Source organism: Chryseobacterium sp. 7 (assembly GCF_003663845.1).
Classification (GTDB): Bacteria; Bacteroidota; Bacteroidia; order Flavobacteriales; family Weeksellaceae; genus Chryseobacterium.
The window spans coordinates 1,498,840-1,512,313 of the sequence record NZ_RCCA01000001.1 but is presented as its reverse complement, the minus strand read 5'-3'; the positions used below and the strand labels follow the sequence as shown (position 1 = coordinate 1,512,313).

Genomic DNA, 13,474 nt, shown 5'->3' with positions numbered 1-13,474 from the left:
GCATGAGTAAGTAAGCTATCCAATTGTTTCCTGTTGTATTCCTGTGATTTATAAAAGGACAGGCTTAGTATAAAAAAGACAATAAAAAGTATTTTTTTTTTCATAATCAATTCAATATTGAACAATTATTATTACATCATAAACCCATTAATTGTTAATCAAATAAACAATAACAATAAAGTTAATTAATTTGATTAACAATTAATGAGTTTTATCGTAAAATAATCATTAATGTTTAACAAAAAAAGCAAGCAGAAAGGTTTATTTGCTTATAATTATCGAAAAATAGGAATATGAGTCTGTCTGAGAAATGCTGGGAATAGCAGAATGCTAACAGGAAATTATTGTTTGTGTTCATCTGTGTGTCTTAAAATTTGTGCGGTGCAAAATGACAACAAAAAATTATGTTTAGACCAAAAAGCAACTACAACAAATATACAGCACAACATATAAACATATGATTATCAATTAATTTATTGTTTCTACACAAGAAACAATAAGAAAATAAAAATAAAAAAAGACTTCAGAGATGAAGTCTTTTTTACGTTCATTATACCATGTGAAAGGCTACTTTTTAACAAGGCTGATCACCTGATTTTCAAATTTTGAAGCGACTCCCCAAATCTGCTTAAATGCCGGGTAGTATTCTTTAGGATAATCTGCACTGTTAATCTTTGTTGTTGTGGTGACTTCCAGTTTATTTCCTTTTTGTTCTATATAATAACTATATGATATTTCTTTATCTTCTGTAACAATCTTTTTCTCTTTAGGCATTTCTTCAATCACATATCCTTCAGGAATTTCAAGAGTTACTTTTTTAACTTTGGTGGTAGGTGATCCAAAATCAATAGGATATCTTCTAACCTCGGTCTGATCAAACTCATTGGAGTTCTTGCTTAAAAACAACATCGGATTGATAATCATTTTCTTTCCTACTCTATCAATAAGATTGGATGAAGAGAATTTCATACTGCTTTCAAAATCTCCATTTTCCAATACTTTTGAATTAATATCCGTAAAGTCCATGGAAAAATTTTCCTTATACTGTTTTTTATACTTCTCTGCGTTATCATCGTAACTATCTTTCACATACATTGCATACGCACCGGTATCCCTGTCCGAATAAGTACCGGAAATAGTTCCGTCATCATTGATCTTTGCATTAGCGGTAAGGAATGTATTACTGGATTTGGTATTCGTCATCTGAATCTGCAGCGTTTTATCCTTTGTTACCAGGATTCCAAACTGATTCCAGTTCTTAAGAGGAATCTCATCCAGTGAAGACTGTTTGGATGTGGCATCATAAATATGAAGCTGATCATTAAGATTAACGGCTGCCAATACAAAATTCATATTGGAAATATTGGGTGATACAAGATTAATGACTCCATTTTCTACTGTAGAAATAACCAATGGATCTGCTTTAAGACCAGCTTCACGAAGCATCATCACTAAGAAAAGATTGATTTCTGCAGCATTACCGATTTTAGTTTCCAGCAATTTTTTGATGCCATCTTCCGTATAAACACCTTTATCTTTATTCCAGGTAAAAGTTTTTTGAACATAAGAAAAAACAGCATTTGCCTTTTCAAGATCGGTTTTCATTGTCGAAATTTCTGCCGGCATATTTTCTTTAGCCAATTTTGTTCTTTTCAGCTCTTCTCCAAAGTCCTCATTCTGATAGAGTCTTTTCCCAATTTGTTCCCAGGAAGAAGAATACAGTTTAAGCTCTCGAAAATTGGTTGAATTAAGCTCAGCACTGATTTTTGTACGGAAATTTCTATCATTTCTCACAAATTTCTCAGCTTTGAAACCTTTTATATTTTCATAGCCGAATCTATATGTTTTATACTGTGAACCATATAAATTTCTTTCTTCAATCTCTCTGTATTTTGGAGCCATTTCACCTGTATAATTTACATTATAAGCGATATTAAGCGGAGCATCCAATACATATTCGGTATTCAGTGAAGGAGTATCTGACTCTATCAGTACTTCCGGGATTGTGAAAAGAAACGGAGACACAATTTCATACTGATATTCTAAGACGGATCCGTTTTTCACGTTGGGAAAAGCAAACTTCGTAAGGCTTACATATTTATTCTCTTTACTTTTATACTGAGAACTTTTCTCCACTTTTACAGGAACTACATTTCCATTTTCAAGATTGTATGTAAATGCTTTGAATTTACCTAATGTTTCTCTATTAGTACCCACATTATAAATAGGAATCTCAAGATTCAACCAATTCTCAGCTTTATCTTTATCGTAGATTTTAACTCTGTAAAAATATTTTTTGTGAAGATTCCCCGTATAGGCATCTACCATAAAGTAAGCCGATTTATACAAAATTTCCGCAGGAGCATTTTCATCGAGCAATGATTTTACTTTAGACAGATCCGCATCATTAAATTTAGGAGGATTCAGGAATTCGTATTTTTTCTGGGCATTCAGCATGATTGTACCGGCAGAGCAAAGCACCAATACTATTATTTTTTTAATGATTATATTTTAGTTATTAAGATTTTTGAATTATCCATGTTCAGAATTTTTTTTCTGAAACTTATGTAGTCATTGTATTTTTCTTTGGGATATAATCCTTTATTAATCTGCATTTTTCTGATCACTTTCACCTGATCATCACTTCTAACAAAACTTAGTTTATAAGAGCCGAATTCTGAAGTGATATTTGAGTTATCCGGGGTTTCATCAATTTTGTATCCTTTAGGAAGAATGTAGACAATTTCATATTCATCTTCAAAAGACATATTAACTTCAAAGGGAAGCTCGCGGCTTTCGTCTGTTTTATAAATCACATCAGAAAAAATAGGTACAGACCTGAACAGAAGGCTGTTTCCTGCTTTTTTAGAAAAATTATTGGTTTTAAAATCCAGATCGTAGGTTATAATGGCATTGTCTCTGTCATTATTGAAGTTTTTCATTTCAACCTTTTCAAAGTTTAAAATATCAAATGTTCCTTTCACTGCATCATTTTTCTCTTTAGGATTAAGATTGGCAAATCTTAAATTATAATCATATTGATTTCCTGTGTAGGCAAAATTTCCTGTTCCTATAATGCTGTTATCCTCTTGAAGGTTAATTTTCAAAGCCTGCTTTTCTTTATTCTGTTCCGCTTTATAAGCTGGCGTATTGATTAATTCGATTCCTTTTTGGGTTACAGCAAGCACATTTCTATCAGTGGTAGTGTAACCTAAGTGGTTAAAGGCAATTTGCTGAGAAGTATTTTCAAGCCAAATATTTCCTTTTTCAGTAGGAACCATCAGGATAACGTGGTTTCCCCCCATAGAAGGAAATTCAGGATCAAAGGAAACCTGTGAACGGCCAGAATTGATGATACAATATGTAGAAGGAATCCCTGCCTCTGTCAAGAGGATTCTCATATAATTGGTAAGTCCTTTACAGTCGCCATACCCTTTTTTCTGGACCTCATCCGGCTGCATAGGCTGCCAGCCGCCTATCCCTAATGATACAGCTATATAACGACTTTTGTTCTGCATATACTGATAAATTTTCTTTACTTTATCTTCTACAGATCCCTGCAGCTGTAAAGAGGCCACTTCTGCTTTAATGGCAGGTGTAGATACTGAAACGGGTATCAGAAGATCATTATAAATCCAGGTTCCGAAATCTTTCCAGTTATTTAAAGTGCCCTGCTTCCCTGCCAGACTGAATTTTGCCAGAGCAAAGTTGACTGAAGGTAAGATTTTAACAGGCTGTGGTATCATAAAAGCATCATCAATAGCGGGTACATTTTTATAAGAATACATTTTATCATTTGCACTGCCGCTTTCTGTCACAGATGCATAATTGTATTTTGAGGGATAAACCTTAGTTCTCAATTCAATTCCTGAGTTATTGATAATTTTAAACTGTGCATCTTCCAATGATGTTTTTACAGTAGTAAAAGGCACAAAATCTGGTATGAAAACTGTATTTTCATCATTTGTTTCGTAAGAGAAATCAACCGTATAAGGATATTGTGCAGGTGTATATGAATAGACAAGCATTCTGTTATCCGAATAAAAAACACCCTGAGAATTATTGGCTATATCCTGAAAATCAGACTTTGAAACACTTTTAATTTTTTTTCCGGCTTCATCATAAATGGTCACTTTAATGTTTGAAATACGTCTTGCTTTATCATAAGGAATATAAGCAACCGCCTGCTCGTTGCCATCTTTATTTAAAACTGTGGTAACTGTATTGCACTGATATCTTATTTCATCTACTTTATTGATCTGAACGGTTGTAAGATCTTTACGGATAACAACGTTCGCATTTTTCTTTAAACTTTCAGGAATTGCCGATGCAGGATAGCTTTGGGCAAAATATAAGGAGGCGACAGAAATAGCCCCAAGAACTAGTATTTTCATCATAGTTATTAAAATTATGCAAAAATAATAAAATCTTAATAACTGTTAAAAAAAATATAAAAGGCTTCAACATGTGAAGCCTTAACCTAATACTTAAAAAAGTACCATCTTAAATGTACCTATAAGATTATGAACACATTATCAACTTTTCATTATTAAATTCTGAAAAGTTAAAAACAGAATATTTATACTCATTCTATATTGGGAGAAGGAAGTATATATTCTGCGGTACGAAGGGATAAACTTCATATTATCTGCATTTCAAATTTAAAATAAATTATAATTCGGGATATCGGGATAATGTAGAATTAATAATAACTGGAAGTACAATAAATTCTACAATTGAAGAAATAGTTTATAAAAAAAGACTCCATTTCTGAAGTCTATAAGATTTCACATATAAATATTTGGAATCTAATAGCATTGTTTATTTAAACAAATCTCTTTTTCCAACTAGCAATTGTATTTCTGCTTATTTTAAAATATCGGGCAACCTCACTGTTGTTATAATTATGGTCCTTTTGGTAATCAAGTATTTTCAGGATAGATTCCTTATCAAAAGAATGAAGTTTTTGATTAAATACAAAAGTATTTTCATCTTCTTTACCCACAAGCATCTTACTGCACTTCATCACATCAAGTAAGGAAAAGTCTTTTTTAGAGAATATAATTTTAAATTCTTCTTTTTTTTCTGGATATTTTTCGTTAATAAGATCTATATAGATCTTTTTGTAATCTGGGATATTTTTTGTCATGTGATTTGTTGTTTTTCTTATTCATTATATTTTACTAACCAATTATAAAGTGTATTCCTAGGTATCTTATATTTTGTAATCACTTCTGATTTAGTCATTTTTCCTTTTTTTGATTTTTTCCAATACAAATTCTACAATTTCTTTAGTATAAAGATTTTTCCGAAAAGCAGGAAGTGAGCTATCTTCTTTTTTCTTGTGCACATATTCCATGGAAGATTGTGGGACGTATAGGATCAAATGTTGAGGATAAAGTCTAAACAACTCATATTCAAGAAGTTTTAACCAGCCTAGTAATACTTCTGTATTTAATGACATTGATACATACATTTCTAATACTTCTTTTTCTGTACAATTCAAAAAATTACAGATACGGTTCATATCAATCTCACTTTTAACAACACTATCTTTAATAAGCGATCCAATATTCAGATTTTTCAGATTCATAGATTTTGATTAGTTATGGCTACATCTACAAAACAAATTGATTAACAATCACTTACACTTTAATTTCATTAAACTAAGAAAGTAATCATTTAAGCTCTTCCTGAATTTTCCTTGTGTTCTTTGCTTCAGTACTGCTTCAATTAAAAAGTAAGGCAGGATGGGCTTCTTAAACCCTCTTAGTTTTATTAACTATTAAAATTTAATAAATAGATTATTGTTAAATAATAACATTTTTTTCATCTTAAAGTTTTGCGTTAATAAAATTATTATCGCTAAAATTTAGCTGCAAAGAGATAACAAAATAGTTTTAAATCCAATAAAATGGCTACATCAAAAACACAACACAACTAATAAATAACTGAAAATAAGATAATTACGTATTTCAAAACAGATATACATCACTGAGTTTTTTATGATTAATAAAGTAATCTATTTAAGCTTTAGCGTCCATATTAAATTCATACTTCCAATTTTGAAATAAAAAAGACTCCATTTCTGAAGTCTTTAAGTTTTTTTCTTTCTTATTAATCATTCGGAACCAGTTTACTATCAAACTGATCACTTCCAAGACCCAACACCGGGATGAAGATAAATCCGAAAAATAGAATCAGAATAGTGTACAATGGAGTTTCTTTAGAAAAACCTTTAGCCAATCTGTCATACACAACCCAGATGGCATAGATATTTACCAACGGAATACAGAAAAGAATGATCCACCATATTGGTTTTTTCACGATTTCCAGCAATACGATTGTATTATAAATTGGGATAAAGGCTGCCCATGCATCTTGTCTTCCTGCTTTCTGGAAGATTTTATACATACAATATCCATAAAAAATATAGCAAAGTAAGCCAAAGAACATAGTTCCTATTCCTAATCCTGCTGCTACTGCTCCAGACGCGGCATCCGCCCCATTGTAAGGGTCTGTTTGTAAAAGAGTTAACATATTATAGTTTTTTTGGTTTGTCCAAATATAAAAAAAGCTTCTAAATAATTAGAAGCTTTTTTATTATATTTTAAAAAAGGTTTATGCATCAATTTTTGCATATTTCGCATTTTTCTCGATAAACTCTCTTCTTGGCGGAACTTCATCTCCCATCAGCATTGAGAAAATACTGTCTGCTTCCACTGCATTATCAATGTTTACCTGCTTCAGAATTCTGTGTTCAGGGTTAAGCGTTGTTTCCCAAAGCTGCTCAGGGTTCATCTCTCCAAGACCTTTGTAACGTTGTACTTCTACTCCTTTTCCGTCCGGAGCCATTTCTAAAGTAAACTCTTCACGTTCTTTTTCGTTGTAAGCATATACTTTTTTGTTTCCTTTCTTTAATAGATACAAAGGAGGCTGAGCAATATAAATATACCCGTTCTCAATAAGTTCTTTCATATATCTGAAGAAGAAAGTAAGAATCAATGTAGAAATGTGGGATCCGTCAATATCGGCATCGGTCATGATAACAATTTTGTGGTATCTTAGCTTAGCCATGTTCAATGCTTTGCTATCTTCTTCAGTACCTACAGAAACTCCAAGAGCCGTGTAGATATTTCTGATTTCCTCATTATCATAAACTTTATGAAGCATAGATTTTTCTACGTTCAAAATTTTACCTCTTAAAGGAAGGATAGCCTGGAAGTGTCTGTCTCTTCCCTGCTTAGCTGTTCCACCTGCGGAATCTCCCTCTACAAGGAACAATTCAGATTCTGCCGGGTCTTTGGATGAGCAGTCAGATAATTTCCCGGGAAGGCCAGATCCTCCCATAGGAGATTTTCTCTGAACCATTTCACGAGCTTTTTTAGCTGCCTGTCTTGCTTTTGCTGCTAAAACAACCTTCTGAACAATCAACTTAGCTTCTGCCGGATTCTCCTCTAAGAAGTTCGTAAGCATTTCTCCTACAATTTTATCTACAGCTCCGGAAACTTCAGAGTTTCCTAGTTTTGTTTTCGTTTGTCCTTCAAACTGAGGCTCCATTACTTTTACGGAAATCACAGCTGTTAATCCCTCACGGAAATCATCTCCTGTCACTTCCACTTTTTCTTTCTGTGGAATACCCAAATCATCAGCATATTTCTTAAGGGTTCTCGTCAAAGCACGTCTAAAACCTGCCAGGTGAGTTCCTCCTTCATGAGTGTTGATATTGTTTACGTAAGAGTGTAAATTTTCGTTGAAAGAAGTGTTGTAACGCATTGCAACTTCTACGGGGATATCATCTCTTTCGCCTTCCATGAAAATCACATGCTCCATGATAGATTCACGGCTGCCATCAATATAGGCAACAAACTCTTTTAATCCTCCCTCAGAATGAAAAATCTCTGTTCTGAAAGAACCATCTTCTAATGCTTCTCTTTCATCAGTTAATGTAATGGTAATTCCTTTATTAAGGTAAGAAAGTTCTCTTAAACGGCTTGCTAATGTATCGTAATTGTAAATTAATTCTGTAAATATACTATCATCCGGCTGGAAAAACTGCTTGGTACCTCTTTTTTCGCTGTGACCAATCTCTTCAACACCTGTCTGTGCTTTTCCTCTGGAATAAATCTGCTGGTAAACATTTCCATCTCTGTAAACAGTAGTGATCATCTCATTGGAAAGCGCATTCACACACGAAACCCCTACCCCATGCAGACCTCCTGAAACCTTATAAGAGTCTTTATCAAACTTACCTCCGGCTCCAATTTTTGTCATTACCACTTCAAGGGCAGATTTCTGCTCTTTTTCGTGGAAATCAACCGGGATACCTCTACCATTATCACTTACTTCAATTCCGTTTCCTTCCTTGATGCTAACGAAGATCGTGTCGCAGTATCCTGCCAATGCCTCGTCAATAGAGTTATCTACTACTTCATAAACCAAGTGGTGAAGTCCTCTGACTCCTACATCACCAATGTACATTGAAGGACGCATACGAACGTGCTCCATTCCTTCCAATGCCTGAATACTACTAGCTGTATATTGTTTTTGACTCATATTAAATATTAAAAATCCTGCTCTATGCAAAGACTTACAAATATCGTGATTTTTTTCGAGGTATGAAAGTTAAAAAGTGTCAAAAAAATGTAGAGTTTTCTTAGGGAAAACATAAGGAAAAGTATACTAATAAAAGAATCAAAATTAAAACGTATTGGTGAAATACCAACTGTTGTAAATCATATTCAACATCAATAATTTATGCGTAAATTTATTTACTGAAAAGTTGATATTATGGATGATTTTATAGCAGCACGCGCTCAGATGGCACTCTCTCTGGGCTTTCATATCATATTCTCCTGTGTGGGTATGGTGATGCCTTTTCTGATGGCTTTTGCCCATTGGAAATACCTTAAAACCAATAATGAAGTATATAAAGGATTAACAAAAGCATGGAGCAAAGGGGTTGCTATCCTTTTTGCTACAGGAGCCGTTTCAGGAACGATGCTTTCTTTTGAGCTTGGACTTTTATGGCCCGGTTTTATGAAACATGCGGGCCCTATTTTCGGAATGCCTTTTTCTTTGGAAGGAACAGCCTTTTTTATTGAAGCAATTGCTATCGGGTTCTTTTTATATGGATGGGAAAGATTCAATAAATGGTTTCACTGGTTCTGCGGATTTCTTGTAGGGCTAAGCGGGCTTGCTTCCGGAATTCTGGTAGTGGCAGCCAATTCTTGGATGAACTCTCCTACCGGTTTTGATTATATCAATGGGCAGTATCTTAATATAGATCCTATTAAAGCAATGTTTAATGATGCATGGTTTCCACAGGCTCTTCACATGACGGTTGCTGCATTTTGCGCTACGGGATTTGCAGTAGCCGGAGTACATGCCTTTATGATCATGCGAAAAAGAAATATTGAATTTCATACCAAAGCGTTTAGAATTGCGGTAGGTTTTGCTTTGATCGGAGCATTTGGTGCTCCATTAAGTGGTGATGTTGCCGCTAAATCGGTAGCAGATAGACAGCCCATCAAATTAGCAGCAATGGAAGCTCATTTTGAAACTGAAAAAGGGGCTTCATTTGTGATTGGTGGAATTCCCGATGAGGAAAAAGAAGAAGTAAAATATGCGGTGAAAATCCCAAAAGTTTTAAGTTTTCTGGTGAGTAATGATTTCAATGCTGAAGTAAAAGGTCTTAAAGATTTTCCAAGAGACGAATGGCCTCCGATTGCGGTTGTTCATTATGCCTTTCAGATTATGATCTTCTTTGGAGTAGTCATGATTATTATTGGTGCTATTTATTTATATGCTTTCTTCTTCAAAAAAGAATGGCTGACAAAACATTGGTTGCTAAAAACTTTTTTAATAGCAACACCTTTCGGATATATTGCACTGGAAGCCGGATGGACGGTAACAGAAGTCGGAAGACAGCCATGGATCATTTACGGAATTATGAGAACAGTAGACGCAGTTACTCCTATGCCGGGAATACAGTATTCATTCTATTTCTTTACGGCTATTTTCATCTCATTATCATTGATTCTTGTTTTCCTTTTAAAGAGACAGATCCAAATGGTACCGAAACTTTACGATCCTACGGATTCTCAGTTTAACGATAAAAACAAAAAATCATGATTTACGTTGTAATAGGTTTTCTATGGCTGTCCATCTGTCTTTATATTATTTTGGGCGGAGCTGATTTCGGAGCTGGAATTGTGGAGCTTTTCACGCATAAAAAAGCCAGAAATAAGACCCAGGAAATCATGTATGAGTCCATAGCGCCCGTTTGGGAAGCCAATCACATGTGGCTGATCATAGCGATTGTAATTCTCTTTGTAGGTTTTCCTGAAATTTATACCACCATGTCTACTTATCTTCATATTCCTTTGGTATTGATGCTTCTGGGAATTATTGCGAGAGGAACTGCATTTACATTCAGACATTATGATGCGGTGAAGGACAACTGGCAGGTTTTATATACTCATATTTTCTACTATGCGAGCCTTTTAACGCCTTTCTTTCTGGGATTAATTGCAGCGGCAACGGTTTCCCATTCTATCAATCCTGATGCAGTAGGTTTTCTGGATCTGTACGTTTTCAGCTGGCTGAACTGGTTTGGAGTTTCCGTAGGTTTATTTACGGTGGCACTTTGTGCTTATCTTGCTTCTATCTTTTCACTAAGAGAAACCCGTGATAAGGCCGATCTTTTATTAATGATAAGAAAATCAAAACAGACCATGATCTTTGTGGTCATTACCGGAGTACTTGTATTTTTTACGGCTTATATTTCGGATATTCCTCTTTTGATGTGGGTATTTTCTAAGCCTTTGGGTATTATGGCGATTGCCTTTGCTACAGTGGCATTATTGCTTATTTTAAGAGCTTTGAACCATCAAAAACTACTTCCCGTACGTGCATTGGCAGGATTTCAGATGGTGATGATTCTGGTAGCAGCAACCTATCAGCATAATCCGGATATTATTTTATTAGGAAACGGACAGCACCTTTCACTACTTGAGCATATGGCTCCTGAAAAGACTATTGCGGCATTGGGCTGGGCTTTAATGCTAGGTTCATTATTTATTCTTCCGTTTTTATTTTATCTGATGGCTTCTTTCAGTAAGTTGAGAAAATAGATGAAATATGCAGACTTATAAAGATAAAGCAGCGCTTATTGAGGAGATCAGGAAAAGACATATAATGTATGATGAGGAATTTAATGATATAAAAGAAGAGGAAAGGGATCTTTTGAAGCTAAGAATTGACAAAACTCCATCGCAAAATATTTCTTATCAGTTAGGCTGGACTCACCTGCTTTTGCAATGGGAAGCTGATGAGCAAAAAGGAATTGATGTAAAAACTCCTACTCCAGAATACAAATGGAATAACCTGGGAGGATTATATCAATCTTTTTATAATAAATATGGTTCTCATAGTTTACAAAAGCAAAGAGAACTTCTGCAAAATCAGGTTAATAAAATTATTAACTGGATAGAAAGCCTTGATGATGAGACATTATTTACTCCCGGACAGAGAAAATGGGCAACAACATCAGCTCAATGGCCAGTCTGGAAATGGATTCATATCAATACCGTCGCTCCGTTTAAGAATTTCAGGTTACAGCTTCGGAAATGGAAAAAAGAAAAAGGTACAGAATAGCTCTGTACCTTTTTTATTTGTATTTTCTGAGAAATTTTAAGCCAATTTCATCAAAAGATTTTCGTCAATCTTCTCTACTTTCACAATATTATTCTTTGTTAAAGTTTTGGAAGCTTTATCCCATTTTTTACCGGATAACTGGCTTCTTTCCTTTACTTCAGCTAAAGACATTGCTTCTTCCTGAGAATTAAGGATTTCAAGGATCACTTTTTCATCCTCACCCAATTCAATTTGCGGAACCGCTTTCTCTGGTCTCATCTGAGGGAAGAACAATACTTCCTGAATAGAGGCATTATTCGTTAAGAACATGATTAATCTGTCCATACCGATTCCTAATCCTGAGGTTGGCGGCATACCATATTCAAGAGCTCTTAAGAAGTCCTGATCGATGAACATTGCTTCATCATCTCCTCTTTCAGATAACGCCATCTGTGCTTCAAAACGCTCTCTCTGATCTATAGGGTCATTAAGCTCTGAATAAGCGTTTGCGATTTCTTTACCGCACACCATTAATTCGAAACGTTCTGTTAAACCTTCTTTGCTTCTATGTTTCTTTGTCAGTGGAGACATTTCGATCGGGTAATCTGTAATGAAAGTCGGCTGAATAAAGTTTCCTTCACATTTCTCACCAAAGATCTCATCAATCAGCTTTCCTTTCCCCATCGTCTCGTTTACTTCGATACCGATAGACTTAGCAAAATCGTATAATTCTTTCTCTGTTTTTCCAGTAATATCGAATCCTGTAAATTTCAGGATCGCTTCTGTCATGGAAACTCTTGGATAAGGTGCTTTGAAGTCTACATTGTGTTCTCCGAAGGTAGCTGTTGTAGTTCCATTTACCTGGATAGCACAGAATTCCAGTAATTTCTCAGTGAAATCCATCATCCAGTTGTAATCTTTGTAAGCTACATAGATTTCCATAGCGGTAAATTCTGGGTTATGTGTTCTGTCCATCCCTTCATTTCTGAAGTTTTTAGAGAACTCATATACTCCGTCAAAACCACCTACGATTAATCTTTTCAGATATAATTCGTTAGCAATTCTTAAATATAATGGAATATCCAGCGCATTGTGGTGCGTGATAAACGGTTTTGCAGCAGCTCCACCAGGAATTGACTGTAGAATAGGTGTTTCCACCTCAAAATATCCTGCATCATTAAAGAATGTCCTCATGGCGTTGAACAGTTTTGTTCTCTTCACGAAAATTTCTTTAACCTGCGGATTTACCGTTAAATCTACATAACGCTGTCTGTATCTTAATTCCGGATCTGTAAACCCATCGTGTACAACTCCGTTTTCGTCAGTTTTAGCCTGAGGTAGTGGACGTAAAGCCTTTGTAAGAAGCGTAAAGTTTTTCACTAAAACCGTCTTCTCTCCTACCTGAGTCGTAAACAATTCCCCTTCAATTCCGATAATATCACCGATATCCAAAAGATGCTTGTATACTTCATTATATAATTCTTTATCTTCCCCCGGACAAATCTCATCTCTGTTGAAATAAACCTGAATTTTTCCTTTAGAATCCTGCAATTCTGCAAAAGAAGCCTTCCCCTGAATTCTGCGGGACATCAATCTACCAGCGATCTTCACCTGTTTACTTTCAGAGAAGTCCTGTTTTATAGATTCTGTAGTATCTGTGATTATATACTCATCCGCCGGGAACGCATTAATTCCCATTTCAGTAAGCTTATTCAGCTTTTCTCTTCTAATGATTTCTTGTTCTGATAATTGCATTTCTTATTTTTCTAAAAGCGTACAAATTTAGGCATTTTTGACCTGACCATCAATGTCTTTTTTCAGAAATTTTAAAAAGTGG

General features: G+C 34.8%; 10 protein-coding genes. 3 read left to right on the top strand and 7 right to left on the bottom strand.

Going from position 1 to position 13,474, the window contains the following annotated elements; genetic code table 11:
- Positions 1-567 precede the first annotated feature (567 nt).
- From CLU97_RS06955 to gyrB, 6 genes are all read right to left on the bottom strand, one after another.
- The gene (locus CLU97_RS06955) at positions 568-2,457 is read right to left on the bottom strand and encodes a transglutaminase-like domain-containing protein (RefSeq protein WP_228437556.1); all 1,890 of its coding nucleotides are present in this window, start codon (positions 2,455-2,457) and stop codon (positions 568-570) included.
- A 47-nt stretch (positions 2,458-2,504) separates the two neighbouring features.
- Positions 2,505-4,397, bottom strand: a complete 1,893-nt coding sequence (locus CLU97_RS06950; RefSeq protein ID WP_121487279.1) for a DUF3857 domain-containing protein — start codon at positions 4,395-4,397, stop codon at positions 2,505-2,507.
- A gap of 428 nt (positions 4,398-4,825) precedes the next feature.
- A complete protein-coding gene (locus CLU97_RS06945) occupies positions 4,826-5,149 on the bottom strand; it encodes a helix-turn-helix domain-containing protein (protein WP_121487278.1) in 324 nt (107 codons plus the stop codon).
- 90 nt (positions 5,150-5,239) lie between these two features.
- Positions 5,240-5,593, bottom strand: a complete 354-nt coding sequence (locus tag CLU97_RS06940) for a transposase (protein WP_317125976.1) — start codon at positions 5,591-5,593, stop codon at positions 5,240-5,242.
- A 524-nt stretch (positions 5,594-6,117) separates the two neighbouring features.
- Entirely contained in the window at positions 6,118-6,540 is a 423-nt protein-coding gene (locus tag CLU97_RS06935; RefSeq protein WP_121487277.1) for a DUF5684 domain-containing protein, read from the bottom strand.
- Between the two features lie 81 nt (positions 6,541-6,621).
- A complete protein-coding gene (gene gyrB / locus CLU97_RS06930; RefSeq protein ID WP_121487276.1) occupies positions 6,622-8,556 on the bottom strand; it encodes a DNA topoisomerase (ATP-hydrolyzing) subunit B in 1,935 nt (644 codons plus the stop codon).
- Positions 8,557-8,790: 234 nt separating this feature from the next.
- On the opposite strand from gyrB, the gene CLU97_RS06925 reads away from it, so the two are divergent.
- From CLU97_RS06925 to CLU97_RS06915, 3 genes are read left to right on the top strand one after another with little or no spacing between them, the layout of a single operon-like run.
- Entirely contained in the window at positions 8,791-10,134 is a 1,344-nt protein-coding gene (locus tag CLU97_RS06925; protein WP_121487275.1) for a cytochrome ubiquinol oxidase subunit I, read from the top strand.
- A complete protein-coding gene (locus CLU97_RS06920) occupies positions 10,131-11,135 on the top strand; it encodes a cytochrome d ubiquinol oxidase subunit II (RefSeq protein WP_121487274.1) in 1,005 nt (334 codons plus the stop codon). Before CLU97_RS06925 ends, CLU97_RS06920 begins: the two co-directional genes overlap by 4 nt.
- Positions 11,136-11,142: 7 nt before the next feature.
- Positions 11,143-11,658, top strand: a complete 516-nt coding sequence (locus tag CLU97_RS06915; protein ID WP_121487273.1) for a ClbS/DfsB family four-helix bundle protein — start codon at positions 11,143-11,145, stop codon at positions 11,656-11,658.
- Between the two features lie 36 nt (positions 11,659-11,694).
- Here CLU97_RS06915 and lysS read toward each other — a convergent pair whose 3' ends face one another.
- Complete coding sequence (gene lysS, locus CLU97_RS06910) at positions 11,695-13,392, bottom strand: lysine--tRNA ligase (protein ID WP_121487272.1); 1,698 nt, start codon at positions 13,390-13,392, stop codon at positions 11,695-11,697.
- Positions 13,393-13,474: the final 82 nt, after the last annotated feature.

Coding starts and splice junctions, on each gene's coding strand:
- CLU97_RS06935 (WP_121487277.1), bottom strand. CDS start 6,540: ATGTTAACTCTTTTACAAACAGACCCTTACAATGGGGCGGATGCCGCG.
- CLU97_RS06955 (WP_228437556.1), bottom strand. CDS start 2,457: ATGCTGAATGCCCAGAAAAAATACGAATTCCTGAATCCTCCTAAATTT.
- CLU97_RS06940 (WP_317125976.1), bottom strand. CDS start 5,593: ATGAATCTGAAAAATCTGAATATTGGATCGCTTATTAAAGATAGTGTT.
- CLU97_RS06945 (WP_121487278.1), bottom strand. CDS start 5,149: ATGACAAAAAATATCCCAGATTACAAAAAGATCTATATAGATCTTATT.
- CLU97_RS06915 (WP_121487273.1), top strand. CDS start 11,143: ATGCAGACTTATAAAGATAAAGCAGCGCTTATTGAGGAGATCAGGAAA.
- CLU97_RS06925 (WP_121487275.1), top strand. CDS start 8,791: ATGGATGATTTTATAGCAGCACGCGCTCAGATGGCACTCTCTCTGGGC.
- lysS (WP_121487272.1), bottom strand. CDS start 13,392: ATGCAATTATCAGAACAAGAAATCATTAGAAGAGAAAAGCTGAATAAG.
- gyrB (WP_121487276.1), bottom strand. CDS start 8,556: ATGAGTCAAAAACAATATACAGCTAGTAGTATTCAGGCATTGGAAGGA.
- CLU97_RS06950 (WP_121487279.1), bottom strand. CDS start 4,397: ATGATGAAAATACTAGTTCTTGGGGCTATTTCTGTCGCCTCCTTATAT.
- CLU97_RS06920 (WP_121487274.1), top strand. CDS start 10,131: ATGATTTACGTTGTAATAGGTTTTCTATGGCTGTCCATCTGTCTTTAT.